Source organism: Nitrospira sp., assembly GCA_005116745.1.
Classification (GTDB): Bacteria; Nitrospirota; Nitrospiria; order Nitrospirales; family Nitrospiraceae; genus Nitrospira_D.
In genome coordinates, this window is record SWDS01000001.1 from 1 (window position 1) to 20,746 (window position 20,746).

The following is a 20,746-nucleotide window of genomic DNA, read 5'->3' on the forward strand; positions in this document are numbered from 1 at the left end:
AACGTGAGGGCGCGGCCGCCGGGCTCGATGATCTGCTGAATCTGCGCGCCGTTCCGAACGACCGTCACGGTATTACCGGTGCTGTCGGTGATCGCCGTGAGAAGGCCCTGGCTGTTGAAGGTCCGGACCGTCCCCTGTTTGTCCCGGAGCGTCCCGGTCCCGTCTTGGTTTCGCTGGCCGACCCAGCCGGCCAAGAGCGGCGTGCGCTCGCTGCGATAGGTGCCATCCGTCTGCAACGAGAAGCGTTCTCGGCTGAACCCGCTGATATAGGAAAACGCTTGCGCGCTGGCAGGCTCCACACGATCGTCATAATCGAGCAAGGCGGTGTTGAAGCCGATCTCGAAAATCGAACCCGATAGCGTGCGCACATTTTGCCGATGTTCGACAAGGGCTGAGTGGCTCATTGTCCGGATTCTACAACGTCCTGTGATAGAGGCAAGGGGAACGCTGTATTGCCGTTTGCAGTTCCCCGAACAACCAGCCCACGGAGTTAGCTTCACTCATGAGTTCTCGCTGGACGAATCCTGCGTGTGAAACCCTGATCTTTTCTTCATTGGAACATCTCTGATAGAATGCCCATCAAGACGATGACATCTTACAATTCAGCCTTTGAATAGTTAACCTGACGTGACATCAGAAAAAAGGAGCACTCGGATATGGCAGAGGTTTCTTGCGTGACATGCGGTCTGACCGGTGAGGCCATCACGACCCCCTTGTTTCTCGGCAAGCTTGAAGCAGAAATAAAAGCCAAGGTCTGCACAGGCTGCTGGAAGAAGTGGGAGGGCATGCGGGTGATGGTCATCAATGAATATCAAGTCAATCTCGGCGATGAGAGTGGCCGCGAACTGGTTCGCAAACAGATGAAAGCCTTCTTGAAGCTAGGAGAACAGGTCGATTCGTCAAAGGTTGCCGAGAACTTTCGCCCGCCGTCCAGCTGATCAGCAGTTCTTACGGAAGCGTTGTCGCGAGTCCGCATTTTCCCTGCATTGTCGCTGGGTTCGTTGACATTGAGAATTCGAAAATGCTAGGGTGTTATGTTTTTCTATTCATGCATAAATAATGCAAGCGAGAGGATATCGGTTCGTCGATGATCACGCAGATGCAGGTCAAGGGGCTCATGTTTGACCCCTACAACAATGCGTATATCGTCATCCTCCGAGACGAGGATCAATCGGAAATGCTCCCGATCTGGGTCGGAAAATCGGAAGCCAGTTCGATCAGTCTGGCAATTGAGAATGTCGCCCCTCCCCGTCCTATGACTCACGACTTGATGAAGACCTACTTGGATGCGTTCAACGCCAAGGTCATTAGTGTGGTGATTACCGATCTCACAGAACATACGTATTTTGCCAAGATCCATTTGACCTACGCAGACTCAGAGTATACCGTCGATTCGCGTCCTAGCGACGCCATCGCCCTCGCGCTCCGGACCCAAGCTCCAATTTTTGCGAGTGAGTCCGTGATTCGAAAGCAGAGTTCGGAAGAACTCGGTCAGTGGCTGGAGAATTTAAAGCCAGAGGACTTCGGAAAATTAGACTCCTGACACGTTCTCGTGATTATTGTATGGAAGAGCACGCGCCTCACACGACCGAAGCCTTGATACAGCTTGAGGTCAATCGAGTGGTCGAAGACTCGACGACGGACACCAGAATCGTCGTGCTGACCCGAGCCGATGGCACGTCAGACCTGTTCATGGTATGGGTAGGTGCATCAGAGGGTGAATCGATTCGACGTGCCCTGGATACATCGACGACACCACGACCGATGAGCCACGATCTGATCAAGAGTTTCGGGGAGCACCTCGGCGTGAGGATGGAACGAGCCGTCCTCACGGACGTCAAGAGCAGTACCTATTATGCGACCGTCTTCCTCGAACATAAGGGAGTCGTACGCACCATCGACTCCAGGCCGAGCGACGCATTTGCATTGGCGCTCCGCTGCCAGGCGCCCATTTATGTGACGCAGGACGTGTGGAAACGACGCACCGGTCAGAATCTTGATGCGTGGCTGTCCAAGCTAGAAACAAAGAATATCGGAGCCCAAGAAGTCTAACACCTCTCAAAGGACTGGCAAAATTGCAACGGTGGAGAACAACATCATGATGACGTATTTCGAAAATCCAATTCAAGTGAAAGAAACCTGGCATCTGGTCAACGCCGAGGGGAAAACCCTGGGCCGGTTGGCGGCGCGAGTCGCAAGCATCTTACGGGGGAAACATCGCCCGACATTCACGCCGAATGTCGATATGGGTGATCATGTGGTCATCGTGAATGCGGAAAAGATTCATTTGACCGGTGACAAGATGGACACCAAACTCTACCGGCGCCATTCGGGGTATCCGGGAGGGTTGAAAACCGCTTCAGCCGCGCACCTATTCCGGAAGGACCCGACGCAGCTCCTGACCAAAGCGATCAAGGGCATGCTTCCCAAGAACCCGCTTGGCAATGGCATGGCGCGGAAGCTCCGTGTCTATGTCGGGTCTGATCATCCACATCAGGCTCAATGTCCTGAACCTATTTCTCTCTAGAGACATGTGCTCAAACAGAAGGAGACGAGTCGTATGGCAGTGGTGACACAATACGCAACGGGGCGGAGAAAATGCGCAGTGGCCCGAGCCTGGGTCACTGGCACCGCAGGCGATATTACCGTGAACGAGAAACCATTGGAGAAGGCGTTTCCTCGTCTCACCCTCCGCCAAATTATCCAACTCCCGCTTGAAATGGCTGGCCTGATGGGCAAGTACTCCATCAGCGCGACCGTCTATGGCGGTGGACCAACCGGGCAAGCTGGCGCCCTCCGTCATGCCATCGCGCGAGCGCTCGTGGCGATGACTCCCGCAACTCGCAGCCCCCTGAAGAAGGAAGGGTTGCTCACGCGTGATTCACGCGTGAAGGAACGAAAGAAGTACGGACAGAAGGGCGCGCGCAAACGGTTCCAGTACTCCAAGCGCTAGACGCAGGAGCCGACGATTCGATAGTAAGGGGAAGGCTCTACGCCTTCCCCTTTTTTCTATCTTCCGTGTGGAAGGGAGCGTTGGTCCAGGACCGTGCAGGATAATCGATCGTGACCCATGAATAAAAAATTTCGAATCGCCATCGCAGGAGCCAGCGGATACGCCGGTGCGGAACTTGTTCGGCTTGCGGCAGCCCATCCCTATTTTACCATCGCCGCCGTGACATCTGAAAAGTCTGCGGGCCAGTTGGTTTCATCCGTGTTTCCAAGCTTCAAGGGAATCCTCGACCATCAATTTGAAGCCTTGGCACCGGAAGCCCTGACGGAGCGGGCGGATGCCATTTTTCTCGCCCTGCCGCATACAAAATCGCTGGACCCCGTTGCGGCCTGTATCAAGGCAGGCAAACCTGTCGTTGACCTCAGTGCCGATTATCGGCTGAAGGACGCCGGCACCTACGAGAAGTGGTATCACACGCCGCATAGCCATCCACATTTGCTCCAAGACGCCGTGTATGGGTTACCCGAACTCCATCGATCCGCGATTGCTCAGTCGAGACTGGTGGCTTCGCCTGGATGTTATCCTACTGCCGCAGTCCTCCAGTTGGCACCTCTCTTCGCAAACAAACTTGTGCAACCAGAGACGATTGTGATCGACGCAAAGTCTGGTGTTTCAGGAGCAGGACGGAGTCCGGCCCTGCCCTACCATTTTCCAGAAGCGCATGAATCCTTAGAGCCCTACAAAATCGGTCAACATCGCCATATTCCTGAAATCGAACAGGAACTGTCTGGACTCATGAAGGCAATCGGCTCCGTGACCGTAGCATTTACCCCGCATCTGGTCCCGATGAATCGAGGCATCCTAAGTACGGCCTACTGCAAACTGACGAAGAGCCTGAAACTGTCTGACCTTCAGGCCTTGTATCGAGAGCAGTACAAGGGAGAGCGGTTCATCCGACTCTTCGAAGACGTGACCCCTAATCCGCGTTACATTAAGGGCACAAACTATTGCGACATCGGCGTGTATGTGGATTCTCGGGCCGGATGGGTTGTCACCGTGGCAGCAGTGGACAATCTCGTCAAAGGGGCTGCCGGTCAGGCAATTCAAGCCATGAATCTCATGCTCGGTATTCCTGAGGAAACAGGGCTAACAGCTCCGGGCAGTTATCCATAATTGCAACCATTCGACCACTGACACAAGCCGGCATCCCACACCCCACACACCATACTTATGAAATCAAAGAATCTGGGTATCACGGCACCGCAGGGGTTTCAAGCTGCGGGAATCCATTGTGGGATCAAAAAGCCAGGCCTGCTCGATTTGGCTCTCTGCGTATCCGACGTCAGCGGGCCGATCGCCGGAGTATTCACAAAGAATCGCGTAGCGGCTGCACCAGTACTCCTGGATCGGCGCCATCTACGGTCTCATTGTGGGCGGGCGATCATCGTCAACAGCGGAAATGCCAATGCCTGCACGGGTGAACAAGGGCTCGTGGCGGCGAAGACGATGGCGACCGCCGTGGCCCAGCAGCTCTCCATTCCCGTGCATCAGGTATTCGTCGGTTCGACCGGTGTGATTGGTCGCGTGCTACCGATTGATCGCATCACCACATCCGTCCCAACCTTGATCGCACGTCTGAGTATTGCAGGAGGCGCTCAAGCCGCCCAGGCGATTTTAACCACGGACTTGAAGCCAAAAACCGTCACGGTAGAAGGGAGAATCGGCGGGCGCGTTGTCACCATCGGGGGCATGGCCAAAGGTTCGGGCATGATCCATCCTAATATGGCCACCATGCTGGCCTACTTAACAACCGATGCCGCGATTACTCCAGCTGCTCTCCAACAGGCGTTGAAATCGGCAACGAATCAATCCTTTAACTGCATTACGGTGGATGGTGATACCAGCACGAACGACACCGTTCTCTGTCTGGCAAATGGCCTGGCCAAAAACCGACTGATTGAACGAGATGCCAAGTCCCATCGTGACTTCGAGCGACTGCTCACTGATGCTGCACAGGAATTGGCTCTGATGATCTGTCGAGACGGCGAAGGGGTCACCAAGGTCGTCACGATTCGAGTACAGGAAGCCAGCACGACAGCAGCAGCAAAACGAGTTGCAGACACCATTGCGACATCAAATCTGGTCAAGACTGCGTTGTTTGGGGAGGATGCCAATTGGGGTAGGATCATCGCTGCGATCGGGCGATCGGGCGTTGCCATCGACCCACACAAAGTATCGGTTCGATTCAACGACATTGTCATGGTGCAACGCGGGGTAGGAACGGGGCTGGAGGCGGAGCACAAGATCGCACACGTCTTCAAACGGAAGGAGTTTACGATCACCGTCCAGCTTGGGCAGGGACAAGCTCATGCCCATATGTGGACAACAGACCTCTCGTATGACTATGTCCGGATTAACGCAAGCTATCGATCTTAGTGCACAGGTAGCTTGAAACCTCGGCAGGACTATGATAGCGTCCCCCATCTCAGTCTGACAGGGGGTTGGGACTCGGCACCAAGCGAGAACAGCCCCATTCATTCAAATAACTATCAGCGTCGATACGCTGCGCGGCTTGAGATTAAGGGAAGCGATTCCCTCGCCCCATCGGTGGGCGCTCTGCAAGCGTGAAAGGAGGTGAAGGCATGGGAGTAGTAGCGATCAAGGAATTGTTAGAAGCCGGCGTTCATTTCGGGCACCAGACTAACCGCTGGAATCCCAAGATGAAGAGGTTTTTATTCGGTGAACGCAGCGGCATCTATATCATCGATCTTCAACAAACCCTCGTCCGGATGGAGCAGACCTATGCCTTCGTCCGAGACCTTGTGGCAGCGGGAGAGTCCGTCTTGTTCGTGGGCACAAAGCGGCAAGCTGCGGAAATCCTCGAAGAAGAAGCCAAGCGAGCCAACATGTATTTCATTAACCAGCGTTGGCTGGGTGGGATGTTGACCAACTTCCAGACCATCAGAAAAAGCATCGATAAGATGAAGAAGATGGAGACGACGTTGCTCAACCCCAGCGAGCATGGCCTCAAAAAGAAAGAAATCCTTCTCATGCAGAAGGACATCGCAAAGCTCCAAAAATATTTGTCCGGCATTAAGAACATGCGCGGCCTTCCAGGAGCGGTCTTTATTCTGGACACGAGAATTGAGAAAATTGCCGTGCAGGAAGCCAAGCGGCTCGACATTCCGGTCATCGCTATTTTGGACAGCAACTGCGACCCAGACGACATCACGTATCCAATTCCTGGAAATGACGACGCGATTCGCTCGATCAAGCTGATTACATCAAAAATTGCTGATGCCTGTATCGAGGGTGCGCATGTGAAAGCCCAACGCGAAGAAGCAGAGTTTCAAGCCACTCCAGCCAGCGGCGACAGAAAGCCTGCCATGCGCGTTCAAAATGTTCCCGTGGCGTAACATCAACTGATTGATCCATCAACGGCTTATCCTCATCGACAGAACGAAGGAATAACGACATCATGGCAGGATCCAGTCAGCTCGTGAAAGAGCTTCGTGAGAAAACAGGCGCCGGCATTCTGGATTGTCAGAAAGCCCTCAATGAAAACGGGAATGACGTCGATAAATCCATTGACTATCTACGGCAAAAAGGACTTGCGGCGGCAGCCAAGAAAGCCGGGCGGGAAACCAACCAAGGGCTGGTTCATGCCTACATTCATATGGGTGGCAAGATCGGCGTCTTGATCGAGGTCAATTGCGAAACCGATTTCGTCGCACGGAATGAGGAATTCAAAGCATTCGTCAACGATCTTGCGCTTCAGGTGGCAGCCGGAAAGCCGTCATTCGTGAAGCGTGAAGATATTCCGGCTGATGTTGTTGAGAAAGAAAAAACGATCTACGAAGGGCAGGCCAGGGAAATGGGCAAGCCTCCCGCCGCATGGTCGAAGATCGTCGAAGGCAAACTTGAAAAGTTCTACCAGGAAAGTTGCCTCTTGGAACAATCCTTCATCAAAGACCCGGCCGTCACCATCAAGGACCTTCTCGCCCTGAAAATTTCTAAGATCGGCGAAAATATGAACGTCAGCCGGTTCACCCGTTATCAATTAGGCGAAGCATGAGCTCTGCCAAATACCAGCGTCTCCTTCTGAAAGTCAGTGGGGAGATGTTAGCTGGTGAGCAGGGTTACGGCATCCAACCGTCCATTCTGGAAAACCTTGCGGAAGAAATTGCCTCCGTTGTTGCCCTTGACATTCAGGTGGCAGTCGTCATCGGCGGAGGCAATATTTTCCGTGGCATCGCGGCAAGCGCGTCCGGTATGGAACGAGCCTCGGCCGATTACATGGGAATGTTGGCGACCGTGCTCAATGCGCTGGCGCTCCAGAATGCGCTGGAGCGGGTCGGCATCATCACCCGCGTTCAATCCGCCATCGAAATGCGCCAGCTTGCAGAGGGGTACATCCGTCGAAGGGCAATCCGCCACCTAGAAAAGAGCCGTGTGGTTATTTTTGCTGCTGGCACAGGCAATCCCTATTTTTCGACCGATACAGCCGCCGTCCTGCGTGCGATGGAGATCAGCGCACAAGTGATTATGAAGGGAACGAAAGTTGACGGCATCTATGATGCCGATCCGGTGACTACTCCGTCGGCCAAAAAGTATGAGAGGATTTCATTTCTGTCCATCCTCAATCAGAAGCTCAAGGTGATGGATTCCACGGCGATCAGCCTCTGTATGGACAATAAATTGCCTCTCATCGTATTCAACCTGAAAGTCAAAGGCAACTTTAAACGCGTGGCATTAGGCGAGCAGCTCGGAACCTTGGTTACGAGCTGCGATCACTAATCCCATCACGAGGTGTCTCCATGTCCAATGCAGCCCAAGTTCGGCAAGCATTCCTCTCACAGATGGATCAGGCTCTTGAACACTTGCGAAAAGACTTGTCCGGTCTCCGAACGGGGCGGGCTTCCGTCGCCTTGCTCGACGGCATTCGCGTTGACTACTACGGAACCATAACCCCGCTGAAACAGATCGCCAGCGTCTCGACCCCCGAAGCACGGCTCATCACCATTCAACCCTGGGAACCGAAACTGATCAAAGAGATTGAAAAATCCATATCCAATTCAGGGTTGGGTGTGACACCGTCCAACGACGGCAAGGTGATCCGAGTCCCGCTCCCTCCCCTAACGGAGGAACGCCGCAAGGATCTGACAAAGATCTGTAAAAAGCATGGTGAGGAGACGAAAGTCCAGATCAGAGGTTTTCGGCGAGATGCGAACGAAGAGCTCAAGAAACTCCAAAAAGGTGCCACACTCACCGAGGATGAACTGCGGAAGGCCGAGCAAGAAACCCAGAAACTGATTGAGCAATATGGTCAGAAAATCGATGACGTGATCAAGAAAAAGGAACAGGAAATCATGGAAGTCTGATTCTGACTTCCTAATTCTCCCTTCGTCGCGTGCGGATTACGCCACCCTTCCTCCCAACCGTCGCCACCGTCGACCTGACGGCACTCACACACAATCTCTCCCAATTTCGCCAGATTCTCTCCCCCGGATGCGACGTCATGGCAGTCGTTAAGGCCAACGCCTATGGTCATGGCGCAATCGAAACGTCACGGACATTGATACAGCATGGTGTCACCCGCCTGGCCGTCTTCTCGACGGAAGAAGGCATGGCGCTTCGGCAAGCCGGCATCACGGTGCCGATCGTTGTCTTAGGGCCGGTCTTTCAAGAACAATTCGGTGATATTTTCGCTTCCCATCTCACCCCTGTGATAAGCGATCCTTCCGTACTCATGGCACTGTCGCAGGCCGCGGCATCGCGTGAGGTTGTCTGCTCGATCCATCTCAAAATCGAGACAGGCATGGGTCGGCTGGGTCTGACGCAGGACGAGCTGGTGGCACTCATCCGCTCACACAAGTTTCCTCCCTCCCTCCACGTAGAAGGACTCATGACCCATCTGGCTGATGCTGACGGATCCACTGCTGACGCGACCGAAGAACAAATCCGTCGCTTCCAGGACGCGCTGAAAATCGTTCAGAACGGAGGGTTCCACGTTTCTCTCATTCATGTGTCCAATAGTTGTGGAGCGGTTCGTTTCCCATCGGCACACTTTTCCCTTGTACGACCCGGCATCATGTTATACGGATACCACACCCTTCCCAGCACGGTTGAGGATCCTGATCTCAGGCCAGTACTCTCACTGAAGACCCATATCGCCCAGCTCCGGACTATCCAACCAGAATCAACGGTCAGCTACAATGGGACCTTCACCGCAAGACGCCCCACACGCATTGCCGTGCTCCCGATCGGCTATGCCAATGGCTTGAGCCGACGGCTTTCAAATCGTGGCGCTGTGCTCATTCGAGGACGACGAGCCCCCATCGCGGGATTGGTCTGTATGGATATGGTGATGGTGGATGTCACTGAAATCCCTGGTACCGCCGTGGGTGATGAGACGATACTCATTGGGCGCCAGGGAAATGACGAAATTACGGCCTCCGAAATTGCCAAGTGGACGGATACGATTCCCTACGAAGTCCTGTGCGCAATCAGTCCCAAGATTCCTCGACTCTACCTCTCCTCCTGAATCCTTCCTCTGCATCTGTTCGTTATCTGAGTCAAAGACAGATAGAAGGCGAGATACAGTGCCTTTGGTTAGAAACCGATGCGGACAGAAAGCCCACCTGCGTGCGCAGTGTTTTGGTAAAACCCATTGACTCCTGCTGGAGACGGAGCATTCTCCGAAATGGTTCTTGGTTCGTAGAGCGACACCTGGTACGACAGGTCCACACCGACGACTTTTGCCTTTATCGAGCCGATTCCAAGGCTGCCGCAGGAGATCAATCCGAAAAGCGATCCATTTCCCCTACAGAGCAATCCGACGCCCGTCGAAATGATATGAAGATCGGCTGACGGGATCGCGGGATTGAACGTGGCGTCTGGGACCTGTGTTTGTAGATTCGAATAGCCGCCTCGTACGGCTACTTCCCACCCTGGCAATCGATCCATCTTTAGCCATCGATACTCAGTTCCCACTAAAATGGCATAGGTGCTTTTCCAGTTTTGAGGTTGTTCAAGAATGACCGTTCCATCACGTCGTCGAAGATCTAAGTTTCTGACCGATTTCCAGCCTATATAGTCGACATTCAGTTCAAGTTTCCACTCGTGTTCAGCATTCCGGACTGGCCACACTGCGATACCACCAGTGATGACTTGAGGCAGCACCAAGGTTGTCGTTGTGTCTTGAAACTTCACGCCGTTATTCAACCACACGCCATCCAAATGGAGCGTGGCCTGACTTCGGTAGACAACGGCAACGTTCACAATCGGTAATCCATCTGCGTTCCGCAATGCGGTATATAACGTGCCGATGTTAAAGCCAAGCGCGGTATCTTTTCCATTCACCTCAACCCTATTCCCAGGGGGGAGGATTCGTTGGAATTCGGCGTGGCCCTCTCCGAACAGACTGGAAAAGGTGTAGATGTCGATCCCTGCTCCAATCGAGAGATCCGGAAGAAGCTGATACGCGAACGTCGGCTTGATATCGAACAACGGCAATGCGCTGAATATCGTGGTGGCACTAAAAGGACTCGTACTTGGCCACCTCGTCGCTGAACCAAACGGGGTTGTGACCCCCACCCCTACCGTGAGCTTATCAAGCAGAGGGATACCAAGGCCTTGGAGATTTGCCGTCACATAGGTATGGGCGGGGGGAGGCCACGCAACGACGCCATCATGATCACCAGCCGTCGTGGTACCGTCCGGACTTCTATGGCTGAGCGGGCCACCGACAAGGAGTCCCCCTGCCATGATTTGCACACCACGGAGCTGAGTCATTCCAGCTGGGTTGTAATGCAACGCAGATGGATTGTCGGCCTGAGCCGCGAAGGCATTGCCCATCCCAGACGCAGCTGCTCCCTGTCCTTGGATGCGGGGAATCTGAGCAAACGCCGGTGAGGAGCACCAGGTGGCGCTGAAAAGAATCAGCAGCAGGGAGAATCCGCTTATGATGAACTGTCTCAATGGGAACAGACGTCGAGTCTTCTGGACGAGCCCACAGTGGCACTGACCTAGCATACCGCGAAGGTCATGCACGTCGGAACCACCGATCCATGGTTTGTTGAAGTTGGCCTGCGTCGAACGGTTTAAGCAGGTAGGCTTGAGCGCCCAACCCGATAGCCCGCACGGCAAGTTCCTGAGATCCCGACGCCGTAATCATGATAATCGGAAGGTGTTGATTCGTCAGACGCACCCGTCGTAGCACTTCCAGGCCGTCGATCTGACCGATTCCAATGTCGAGAATCATCCCATCGAACTCTCGTGACTCAAGCAGTGTCAGCGCGTGACAGCCATCGAATGCCGAAAACGTCTGATACCCTTCTGCTATGAGTCGGTCATGAAGCAGTTGCTGAATGTCGGTATCATCATCCACCACTAAGATGTGTTGGCTCAGGAGATGGGATTCAAGTAAAAGTGGGACCTTCACGGCATGGATCGGAATCGTGAAGGACAGTTCTGCGCCACCCTCGGGACGATTACGAGCTGCCACCTCCCCTCCTTGCAGCTCCACTAGTGTTTTCACGATGGACAGCCCAAGTCCCAACCCTTTGGGGGCAGTACGTTGGCCTTGCTGGATACGGAAGAAAGGGTCAAAAATCTTGTCCAGGTATTCCGGAGCAATACCGGGGCCCGTGTCCCGAATCAGAACCATTGCCGTGCGGTGAGTCGGCAACTCGCAGGCAACCGACACGGCTCCGCCCGGTGGGGTGAACTTGATGGCATTTTGCACCAGATTGACGACCGTCTGGATTAACCGATCACGATCTGCCCACACGACGACATCCGTGCCGGCACAATGAAATTCCAGTGACTGCTGCTTGGCCTGAGCCAACGGTTTTAGTTGCTCAATCACGTCGGCGAGACAGGGTTCGATTTCGACATCGGCCGCATGCACCTCTAAGCGCCCTGTCTCGATACGGGTGCGATCGAGGAGATCCTCGATCATCCGAACCAGCCGATCTGAATTGTCCGACATGCGCACGAGATAGCGCTGCTGCTTCTCATTCAGCGGTCCGGTCAGTCCGTCCAGCAGATTTTGGATGAATCCCTTGATGGACGTGAGCGGTGTTCTCAGTTCATGAGACACATGGGAGAGGAATTGCGCACGCAAGCGGTCGGCTCGCTCAAGAGCTTCAGTGCGCTCTTTGACTTTGACCTCCAACCCCTGATTCCACTCTTCGATCTGCTGGTAGGCCGAGGCGTTATCCAGCGCGATGGAGACTTGACTCGCGACCGTCATCATCAGTTCCAAATCGTCTTCCGTCACGCTTTGATTGTGTGAGCGATCAACCGTCAACATGCCCCAGATACGGTCTTGGGTCTTGATGGGAACCACAATCAGGGCTTTGGTCCCGCTCAATTCGGCTAACCGTTGATTGAGGGGATGGAGGCTGTGCCGTATCGACTCGATATCCTTGATCAACAGTGGGCGTCCTTGAAGAACCACCGTCCCCTCGGGACTCTCACAATCAGTAATTGGAATCCGACAGGACTGGGCGAACGTTTCAACCTCCGCAGGCGCGCCAATCAGACGGATATGTTGGACGCTCTGCTCACAAGGATCAAACATGGACACCATGGCACTGTTGTAGTTGAGCTCGTGCGTCAGGGCTTCCAACACCTGGTGCAAGAGCGCATCTCGTTCGAAGGTCGAGCCAAATGAGAGCCCCGCTCGGTGAAGCGCCGTGAGTTGTGCCACTTTCCGACGCAACTCCACCCGCATTTGCTCTTGTTCCAAATAGGCTTCGCGCAATTCTTCATGACGGGATTCGACGAATGTAATCTGTTCTTGGATCAAGGCCTCGCGTCGTTCGCTCTCACGAAGCAGCCGTCGATTGACCATGATGCCGACGGCGAGGATCGGGCACAGTCCGACTAACAACACCTCGCCGAGACTCACCGTCGGATTCAGAACACCGACTCCCGCCATGAGAGCAAGCCCCACCACCCCTCCCCCTACAAACCATGCAAAACTCTGTTGGGCCTGAGGCAAGGACTCAACGCGGGTCGCTACCGAAGCGTGTGCAGCCTGGGCATTCTCGACGCCGACGACAGACTCACTGCTCAGTCGAGTCGGACGTGTCTGTTCAAGAGGTGAGGTTGCTCGCCAGAATCGCTTCCGATACCGGCTCTTCTCCTGCCATCGAATTGTCCACTGACACCATTCATCATCATTGCCGATACAGGACGTCTCGATCGCTTCTGCCTGAGAGAGGCCGTGGATGCGATGGGCCATGGCGACCATGATGCCTTGTGCAGATTGACACACCAGGCAGGCACACCGCCTGCGGTACGATCCAAACTGCCGAAGCGTTCGGTCGGTAAACCGCATCCCCACCGCAGCCGTGCTGCTCGTGACTTCCACCACACGGAACTCCACGGACCCAGACGTAAACTTATTCCCAAAGTAGGGAAACATCGTGTAGATCTGTGACAGCGAAAATGGGCGAGTCAGGGCCAGCATGATGGGCGAGACTTTTTCCGCCCCTGCTTTAAACGCAAAGCGGGGATCGCCCGAGATCCGTTCACAAAACTCATAGAGATACGACGTAAATTCGTACGAGTAGCTGTTCCACGGATTCTTCAACAGCTCCGGAGTCACATGATAGATGGGATCCTTGATGCGATCATTTAAAAGGCCGCACAACTCCTCGACCGCTTCTTTTCCTGCCGACGCTCCTCCCGCAGACGTCACTAACTTCTCTAAAAAGACCGTCACCGCCCTGATGCTGACGCCGCCAAGATCTCGGATCGTCTGACCCTGTTCATCCAACCCGAACGGGCGAAACACCATGGCGCCCTGCTCAAGAATGGTTCGATCTTTTGGTAAGAGTTCGATGTTCGCGAAAGACTTGGCCTCGACAATGTCGAGCGTGCTGCTTGTCATGGCGTCATCCCCTCAGACAACAGGTCCATGGGACGGAACTGGGCGCGGTGTTGAGCGCTGTCAGCCGGTACGGCAGCCGATGGATTGCACAGAGCAGAGATGTTGATCTACCTGCTCAGTTCACCTACGGGAATAGCACGTATGGCTCGCGGAGTATATCGACGACCGCGTGAGCTTTGCAATACGAAGGTTGAGCCCCTTCCATCTGTGGGGAGAAGCCGGTCAAAAGGTGGGACTGGCTGCGAGGGAACTACCTGAGGGGCTGATCCTCTCGGTTCGCGGGACACGGGTATCGGCAGAGTGCCGAAGGATGCACGCTGCTAGTGTCTCACTGACCGCTTGAGCTTTTTTTCAACGCTGGCCACCTTGCTCTGGAGACGTCCGGCATGGCCCTTTCGGTAATCAACTTTGATTGTGCAGGAAATGCGGTTGCAGTCCTTTTTCATCCGCTCATAGCATCGCTGCACCACCGAAAAGACCTCCTCCCATTCGCCTTCTAAAACCGTGCCCATCGGATTTAATCGATACGCGACCCCACTCTTATCAATAATATCGAGAGAACGGGCCACATATTTCCCGACACTCTCGCCCTTTCCCAACGGCGACATGCTGAACTCCAGTAGGACCATTGTGTCTCCTATTGCTGTGTGGCATCAGGTTGTGCGTTTGCCACCGCCTGAGCCCGCCTTTCCAACCAGACGTTGGGGTATCGGACCTTGCCGAGGAAACGAAAACCGTCTAACGCCTCGCGCAGGAGTGCCCGCCGCGTCTCGAAATCCGGCTCACTTGCCTTGGCCTGTTCACGTAGTTGCCCAAGCCACTCGACGAAATCAATGAATTCTGCATCGAGGATCTGTTCCAAATCCTCTTTCATAAATCCGGAAAGAGCCGGTGCCACTCCGCTTGTACTAATCGCGACTCGCACATGACCCACTGCCACAACAGCGGGCATCGTGACGCTGCTTGCCTCTGGGTAATCTACTGACCAAAGCAGCACACGCTTTTCTCTGGCTTGAGCCACCAACATTTGAGCAAAGTCACGATCGCCCCGAAGGGTATTGAGAATGAGAATGACGTGTTCGAGATCCGTGTCGCGAAAATGTCGCCCACGATGGATAATCTTACCCGAAGCCGCCAGAAAGCGTAACGGTTCATTCAGCGTGGGACTGATCACCGTGACTCGCGCACCGGACTCGAGCAGGCGCTGAGATTTTTCCGATGCCTCCTCATCGCCACCGATCACCAGGACCGGCCAGCCTCTTACATCCAAGACCAAGGGAAAACCAGGATTGGCAACCATGACGTGACTCCCAATTTGACTGAATGGCTCAGTATCTGAGAATGAACCTCCATCATGCAAGTGGGATTTCGAAAATCCACAGCTCATTTCCCATTTTGGTCAGTCCGTCGCTATAATGCAGCACACTCGAATGAGTGGAATGATTTCGTGCGCAATATTGGAAGACTGTCCGGAGGGGGGCGGTTACGGACCGATTGGCTTCTGACGATGACGTCAACCCTGCGCGCTAGGTGTCAGCTGGATCTGCATCCAGCTCCATATTCCAATAGAGATAATCACGCCAGCTTTCCGGTGTGTTGCGAATGCCGATGGTAATGGTAATGACGGGGCTCCACCGAGGTTTCACCGGCCGCTTTTTCAACTTCATGCTGGCTTCTTCCGGCGTCCGCCCGCTCTTCCGATTGTTACAGCGCCAGCAGGCAGTAACGATGTTTTCCCACGTCTTTTTCCCACCTTTGGCGATGGGCACGACATGATCAAATGTCAGTTCTTCAGTCCGAAATTTGTGATTACAGTATTGGCAACAGTACCCATCTCGCGTAAAAATGTTGATACGGGAAAACTTGACGGCGCGGTGACTGTCCTTCAACTTCACCAGTCTCAACAGGCGCATCACCGAGGGAAGCTTGATCGACAGAGAAATCCCGTGGATTTCCCTATCGTAGACCTCCAAGACTTCGACTTTTCCTTGCCAGAGGAGCGCGATCGCTTTTTGCCAATGCACAACCCGGAGGGGTTCATAGGTCGCGTTGAGCAGGAGAGTCATTTCCATAGAGGAACCTCATCCCCAATCGGACCTCCAGGCCAGTCACGGAGTGTATCCGATGGGCATAGCTACCCGCTGCTATTTCTATGCCATATGGTGGCGTTGAAATCAAGCAAGCGCCCTTCTGATGCCACATACGGCAGGCCAAGCGAGAGATGACGATCATGAACGATTTCGTGAGAGTGGCCTTTACGCACGAGATTCCACCCGGCACAGGGCGAACAGTTGAAGTCGATGGGATCTGGATTGCGGTCTTCAACGTGGACGGAACTTTTCACGCGATCGATAATTCCTGCCCCCACGCGGGCGGCCCGCTCGGAGAAGGGAAACTGTGCGACGCGGTTGTCGAATGTCCCTGGCATGGCTGGAAATTCAGCGTGATCTCAGGAGAACGCGTCGGCAATCCGAATTTTCAGGTGGTGCGCTGCGAAGTTCGAATCCAAGAGAATGACGTTCAGATCGCCATCCCACCGACACTCAGAGAACCGGTCTAACTTTTTGACGGACCAGGCGGTGACGGTACTGTTCCGTCCTCAACATCAGGCGCTTTGGGCGTCACTCCGTCCGCCGGTAGCGAGGCCGCATTGACCTTCTTGAGTTTCAGATGGGCATGCCAAATGAATTCTCGCTCGAACCATTGGCCACGCACCCCCTGATCGCGAAGCTGTACACGGATCTCGTAGATATCTCCCTCGACATGCTTCACTCGCCATTCACCGAGTCGAACCCCTTGCCCACGATCCTTCATCATACGAACATGCTCGTTCATAGCCTGTAGGACTGTCGGGTGACCGATCGCCTGAGAGCTCTGCACCAACGCCAACGCCTCAACTTCTCGCTGGTCTCTCGACGGGGTTGTCGATGGCAGCGTAGTCCATGCATAGTAGAGTCCACCCAGCAGTAGGATTGCGACGACTGCATAGCGGATCAGCTGGGTGGCGAGCGATCGCGAAAAGATACGGCTGTTAGTCATGCAGATGTTGTCTCAAACCAACTCGTGAAACCTTGTGACCTGCACGGCATCTTAGGAAGGCCGGAACGCCATGTCAATGCAGCGTCGAGACCTGGCCGTGACGAGTGCCGCTTGTTTGGTGAAAAGCCGGTGTGTTACAAGTACGGGAAGGTTCTAAGATGGTCGGGCATAGAATGAGTACGGTGCATGAAGTTCTTTTTATACGGTGATCTCCTCAATCCTTCGCAACTCAAGCGGCGAGCCCCGGAACATAGATTTCTCTACCTCGCCACCTTGTCGGACCATACGGTGAAATTTTGCCGATGGTCGTCGCAATGGCGGTGTGGGCTTGCCAGTATCGTACCTTCACAAGGTGAAAAGACTTGGGGCGGGGTGTTTGAACTCACGGACGAAGATATACAAAGCATGGACCAGTTTGAGCAGGATGTGCCGCAGGGCACGTACCGCCACCTGCAAGTCACCATCTCGACCGATCGCGGAGAGAAGGAACTGGTCACCACCTACGCAGCGAACCCGATCGGGAAGTTTAAACCCAAAGACCACTACCTGGATTGGGTGCTGAAGGGACTCAAAGAGTGGAAGATTCCGGAGGACGTGATCCAGCAATGGGCGTCGTATAGGCCGAGGTAATGCAGGCACTCACAGCTTTCAGCTATCAACCATCAAATAGATTTTACGTTTGAGCCGACGGCTGATTGCTGACAGCTGGTAGCTCGACTTAGATTGAGGAGATTATGCCAAAACCAAAATATCATATTCTTGTCTGTACCAATTCCCGCCCTCCTGGTCACCCCAAACCATCGTGTGGGTCAGCCGGTGCGGCACAGCTGCTGATGGCGTTCAACATGGGGCTGATGCAACGTTCTGTCCCACCAGGGGAAGTGTTGGTAAGCGCGACAGGCTGCCTTGGTCCTTGCGAGCAGGGTCCGACGGTTGTCGTCTATCCCGACAATACCTGGTATTCCAAGGTCACTGAGGGGGACGTCGCCACCATCCTTGATGAACATGTCGCGAAAGGGACACCGGCTGCGAAGCTGAATCCAGACTCTGTGTGGGAATAAGCTGAGCCACTGACGGGTGGCTTCGAGCGGTCAGCTGAGACTGACGCTTGATTGCTTCAGCTGATGGCTGATAGGGTTTCCTTTGACACATGAGTACACCCACTCATCACGAACACAAAGACCATGCACCCACCTCAATCGGGTGCATGGTCATTACCTGTAGCGATACCCGCACACAAGAATCCGACACCAGTGGTCAGCTGATTCGTACGCTCCTTGAAGCGCGAGGCCATACCGTAGTCGGATATCATCTCGTGAAGGACGATCCGGCCCAGATCCAGTTGTGGATCGCGCGCGGCGTGATCAACGACGCGGTGCAGGCTATCATCATCAACGGCGGCACCGGCATTTCCAGGCGGGATTCCACGTTCGAAGCGGTAGACGAGATGTTGGAAAAACGCCTCGACGGATTCGGCGAAATCTTTCGGTTACTCACCTATCAAGACATCGGCTCACCGGCGATTATGAGCCGGGCGACTGCCGGTGTCATCAAAGGCCGTGTTCTCTTTTCTACTCCTGGCTCAGAAAACGCCGTCCGCCTCGCGATGGAAAAGCTCATTCTTCCCGAACTCGGACATCTCGTGAAAGAACTCAGCAAGTAACGGTCATGGGTACGTGGTGAGGGACGAGATGTCTCCGAAGCTTCTCGAGGTATTCCATACTTGACGTGGTACACGCGTCGTGTTCGACTTGTATTTTCCCCTATTACAGACTCCTCGTACGCCATGAAGGAATTCGCCATGCGTAAAGGTCTTCTACTGTGCTTCGTAGTCCTCGCAAGTCTTGAGACATTCTTGATTGGGCCACATTCGGTCCTGGCTGCGGAGCAATCGCCGAAGAAAGGAAACCAGCCTACGCCAGTGGCAAGGAAGACCAACCAGAAGCCATCAGCGAGCGAGGATGTACAGAAGAACGTTGAGAAAGCACAGAAGGATGAGACGGATAAGACTGATACGCCCGACAACAAACCTGAATGTGTGACAGGGATGAAGGCCCTTTCGAGACCTTTTTCGGAACCCTGCCGGGCCTACACTGAGTGAGTGCACGCGAGGTCGCTTCGACCGACGAAAAGAGGGTTCGCTTCACGAACCGCAAACACGCGTGGAAGGAGAAACAGGGCAGCTGGTTCCACCTTGACGGATAGTCTGGGGCGGTGGTCCCGCATTCCCCTTACGCCTTACCCTTTACCTCTCACCGTTCTTAGTCTTGTGTGATCTTCGGCTCGTCGTACGTCATCTCCGTCGAAATCTTCGACTGCGCATAACGCTTATAGTGTAACAGGAGGTCACGCACGGAGACGACGCCTGAAATCTCCCCGTTCTTGGTGACGCCGAGATGGCGCACGCCCAGGTCGGCCATCATATCCTGTGCATCATCGACCGACTGACTCCCCTCGATCGTACAAATCGGCGTCGTCATGATCTTCTCGACGGTCAACTTGCCCAATGGCTTTCCGCTCGCAACGGCGAGTCGAACGATGTCCGTGTCCGTCACCACCCCAACCAATCGTTTGCCCTTTTTCACAAAGAGCGATCCCACCCGCGCCGCACGCATCGCCTTGGCGGCACTGGCAATCGACATTTTTGGTCCAACGCTCTTGGGATTCTTCTTCATGATCTTCGCGACTGTGGACATGCTTCCTCCTTTACGTTCGAATGGACTGACACGAAAGAACACCGGCCACGCTCACTATTGATTGGACTCAGGGTAGCACAGAATGGCAGAGAGGCTCAAAACAGGAAACGACACAACCCAGGACTCAGCAAGTCTCTTAGAAGTTTAGCGTTCCTTCGACGACCATCACACAATGCCCACCGACCTTCACACCTTGAATCACATCGTCGTCCGATTCTACTTTGACGAGAATCCGTGAGGGCCGATCGATTTCATAGCCCTGTTCGATGAGAATGTCCGTCGTCGGTCCAACTTCAACAACACCGTTCTGAACCAGGTACGCGCCAAGTGCGCCGCCGGCGCTTCCCGTGGCAGGATCTTCCAAGATTCCAATTTTCGGAGCGAACATCCTCGCGTGAACGGACGCGAACGATTCGACCGTCACCGTCGTGAAGACCATAATCCCATTGGCCCCGAACCGTTCACAGACATTGATAATGGCCGACGCATCAGGGTTGATCGACCGGACAGCCGTCAATGTTCGCACCGGCACGATCAAGACCGGCAAGCCGGTGGACACGACTTGGAGGGGCCATTTCGTATCGGCGATCACGTGCTTCGGCAAACCGAGCGCTCCGCCGATCAGATACACATCGTCGATGGCGTCGATGGGATCAAGAAATTCAGGTTTAGGTTGAGACATCACGACCCGCACCACGCGGCTCTGTTCTGCATGCAATTCGACGGAAAACAAACCGATATTACATTCTTGCACGACCGACGTCACAGGTTCCTGAGTCGAGATCCTCCCGATCTGGGCCAATACGTAAAACGTACCCAGTACCGGATGGCCGGCAAAGGGAATTTCTTGTGTCGGGGTAAAGATCCGCAACCGGGCCACTGCGGCAGGGTCGGTTGGTGGAAAGACGAACACCGTCTCTGAGAGATTCATCTCCCGAGCGATCTGTTGCAGCTCGGCATCGGTCAGACCATCCGCGTCGGGAAACACAGCAACGGGATTGCCGCCGAACGGCTGACTGGTGAACACATCCGCCTGGTAGAATTTCAGCGATCGAGTTTCAGACATAATGATTCATTCGTGTAGTAGAAATAGTCCCGCGCGTTGAGTCGCGTATCAGACCTCGCCTGCACGCGGAAGGCCGGATCATTGGCTCAGCT

Annotated in this window: 25 protein-coding genes; 16 read left to right on the top strand and 9 right to left on the bottom strand. The window is 54.3% G+C overall.

Features of this window, described 5'->3' with window-relative positions:
- Positions 1–404, bottom strand: a 404-nt coding sequence (locus E8D52_00005; GenBank protein TKB70522.1) for a hypothetical protein, incomplete at its 3' end; no start/stop codon positions are given.
- Positions 405–656: 252 nt separating this feature from the next.
- Between E8D52_00005 and E8D52_00010 the strand changes: the two genes are divergently transcribed.
- The 12 genes from E8D52_00010 (at position 657) to alr (ending at position 9,494) form a co-directional block, all read left to right on the top strand.
- The gene (locus E8D52_00010) at positions 657–938 is read left to right on the top strand and encodes a Fe-S cluster protector protein (protein ID TKB70523.1); all 282 of its coding nucleotides are present in this window, start codon (positions 657–659) and stop codon (positions 936–938) included.
- 149 nt (positions 939–1,087) lie between these two features.
- Entirely contained in the window at positions 1,088–1,543 is a 456-nt protein-coding gene (locus tag E8D52_00015; GenBank protein ID TKB70524.1) for a bifunctional nuclease family protein, read from the top strand.
- Positions 1,544–1,563: 20 nt separating this feature from the next.
- Positions 1,564–2,052 (top strand): bifunctional nuclease family protein, encoded by a 489-nt coding sequence (locus E8D52_00020; protein TKB70525.1) that lies wholly within the window; start codon positions 1,564–1,566, stop codon positions 2,050–2,052.
- Between the two features lie 46 nt (positions 2,053–2,098).
- Positions 2,099–2,527 (top strand): 50S ribosomal protein L13, encoded by a 429-nt coding sequence (gene rplM / locus E8D52_00025; GenBank protein TKB70526.1) that lies wholly within the window; start codon positions 2,099–2,101, stop codon positions 2,525–2,527.
- Between the two features lie 33 nt (positions 2,528–2,560).
- Complete coding sequence (gene rpsI / locus E8D52_00030; GenBank protein TKB70527.1) at positions 2,561–2,953, top strand: 30S ribosomal protein S9; 393 nt, start codon at positions 2,561–2,563, stop codon at positions 2,951–2,953.
- Positions 2,954–3,070: 117 nt separating this feature from the next.
- Positions 3,071–4,123: an N-acetyl-gamma-glutamyl-phosphate reductase gene (locus E8D52_00035; GenBank protein TKB70528.1), complete on the top strand. Its 1,053-nt coding sequence runs from the start codon at positions 3,071–3,073 to the stop codon at positions 4,121–4,123.
- A 57-nt stretch (positions 4,124–4,180) separates the two neighbouring features.
- The gene (argJ, locus tag E8D52_00040; GenBank protein ID TKB70529.1) at positions 4,181–5,386 is read left to right on the top strand and encodes a bifunctional glutamate N-acetyltransferase/amino-acid acetyltransferase ArgJ; all 1,206 of its coding nucleotides are present in this window, start codon (positions 4,181–4,183) and stop codon (positions 5,384–5,386) included.
- Positions 5,387–5,592: 206 nt separating this feature from the next.
- On the top strand, positions 5,593–6,366 hold the full coding sequence (rpsB, locus tag E8D52_00045; protein ID TKB70530.1) for a 30S ribosomal protein S2: 774 nt from the start codon (positions 5,593–5,595) through the stop codon (positions 6,364–6,366).
- 62 nt (positions 6,367–6,428) lie between these two features.
- Positions 6,429–7,025, top strand: coding sequence for a translation elongation factor Ts (gene tsf / locus E8D52_00050; GenBank protein TKB70531.1), 597 nt, complete (start codon positions 6,429–6,431; stop codon positions 7,023–7,025).
- A complete protein-coding gene (locus E8D52_00055; protein TKB70532.1) occupies positions 7,022–7,747 on the top strand; it encodes a UMP kinase in 726 nt (241 codons plus the stop codon). The genes tsf and E8D52_00055 overlap by 4 nt, the downstream gene beginning before the upstream one ends.
- 20 nt (positions 7,748–7,767) lie before the next feature.
- Positions 7,768–8,331: a ribosome recycling factor gene (locus E8D52_00060; GenBank protein ID TKB70533.1), complete on the top strand. Its 564-nt coding sequence runs from the start codon at positions 7,768–7,770 to the stop codon at positions 8,329–8,331.
- Positions 8,332–8,360: 29 nt separating this feature from the next.
- Positions 8,361–9,494 carry an alanine racemase gene (gene alr / locus E8D52_00065; GenBank protein ID TKB70534.1) on the top strand — a complete coding sequence of 378 codons (1,134 nt, stop codon included), beginning with the start codon at positions 8,361–8,363 and terminating at the stop codon, positions 9,492–9,494.
- 68 nt (positions 9,495–9,562) lie between these two features.
- On the opposite strand, the gene E8D52_00070 is transcribed toward alr, so the two are convergent.
- The 5 genes from E8D52_00070 to E8D52_00090 form a co-directional block, all read right to left on the bottom strand.
- Positions 9,563–10,984, bottom strand: coding sequence for a long-chain fatty acid transporter (locus E8D52_00070; protein TKB70912.1), 1,422 nt, complete (start codon positions 10,982–10,984; stop codon positions 9,563–9,565).
- Between the two features lie 10 nt (positions 10,985–10,994).
- Positions 10,995–13,853, bottom strand: a complete 2,859-nt coding sequence (locus E8D52_00075) for a response regulator (protein ID TKB70535.1) — start codon at positions 13,851–13,853, stop codon at positions 10,995–10,997.
- A 320-nt stretch (positions 13,854–14,173) separates the two neighbouring features.
- Positions 14,174–14,482 (bottom strand): MTH1187 family thiamine-binding protein, encoded by a 309-nt coding sequence (locus E8D52_00080; GenBank protein TKB70536.1) that lies wholly within the window; start codon positions 14,480–14,482, stop codon positions 14,174–14,176.
- An 8-nt stretch (positions 14,483–14,490) separates the two neighbouring features.
- On the bottom strand, positions 14,491–15,153 hold the full coding sequence (locus E8D52_00085) for a bifunctional precorrin-2 dehydrogenase/sirohydrochlorin ferrochelatase (protein TKB70537.1): 663 nt from the start codon (positions 15,151–15,153) through the stop codon (positions 14,491–14,493).
- A 226-nt stretch (positions 15,154–15,379) separates the two neighbouring features.
- Complete coding sequence (locus E8D52_00090; GenBank protein TKB70538.1) at positions 15,380–15,925, bottom strand: HNH endonuclease; 546 nt, start codon at positions 15,923–15,925, stop codon at positions 15,380–15,382.
- A gap of 158 nt (positions 15,926–16,083) precedes the next feature.
- Between E8D52_00090 and E8D52_00095 the strand changes: the two genes are divergently transcribed.
- Positions 16,084–16,413, top strand: coding sequence for a Rieske (2Fe-2S) protein (locus tag E8D52_00095; protein ID TKB70539.1), 330 nt, complete (start codon positions 16,084–16,086; stop codon positions 16,411–16,413).
- Here E8D52_00095 and E8D52_00100 read toward each other — a convergent pair.
- Complete coding sequence (locus E8D52_00100) at positions 16,410–16,892, bottom strand: hypothetical protein (protein ID TKB70540.1); 483 nt, start codon at positions 16,890–16,892, stop codon at positions 16,410–16,412. The genes E8D52_00095 and E8D52_00100 overlap by 4 nt on opposite strands.
- 186 nt (positions 16,893–17,078) lie before the next feature.
- Here E8D52_00100 and E8D52_00105 point away from each other — a divergent pair, with 186 nt between their 5' ends.
- From E8D52_00105 to E8D52_00115, 3 genes are all read left to right on the top strand, one after another.
- Positions 17,079–17,522 (top strand): gamma-glutamylcyclotransferase, encoded by a 444-nt coding sequence (locus E8D52_00105; GenBank protein TKB70541.1) that lies wholly within the window; start codon positions 17,079–17,081, stop codon positions 17,520–17,522.
- 104 nt (positions 17,523–17,626) lie between these two features.
- Positions 17,627–17,953: a (2Fe-2S) ferredoxin domain-containing protein gene (locus E8D52_00110; protein TKB70542.1), complete on the top strand. Its 327-nt coding sequence runs from the start codon at positions 17,627–17,629 to the stop codon at positions 17,951–17,953.
- Positions 17,954–18,042: 89 nt separating this feature from the next.
- A complete protein-coding gene (locus E8D52_00115; protein ID TKB70543.1) occupies positions 18,043–18,555 on the top strand; it encodes a MogA/MoaB family molybdenum cofactor biosynthesis protein in 513 nt (170 codons plus the stop codon).
- Between the two features lie 598 nt (positions 18,556–19,153).
- Here the strand turns inward: E8D52_00115 and E8D52_00120 are convergent.
- Complete coding sequence (locus E8D52_00120) at positions 19,154–19,588, bottom strand: CBS domain-containing protein (GenBank protein ID TKB70544.1); 435 nt, start codon at positions 19,586–19,588, stop codon at positions 19,154–19,156.
- A gap of 136 nt (positions 19,589–19,724) precedes the next feature.
- Entirely contained in the window at positions 19,725–20,654 is a 930-nt protein-coding gene (locus E8D52_00125; GenBank protein ID TKB70545.1) for a PhzF family phenazine biosynthesis protein, read from the bottom strand.
- Between the last annotated feature and the right edge of the window lie 92 nt (positions 20,655–20,746).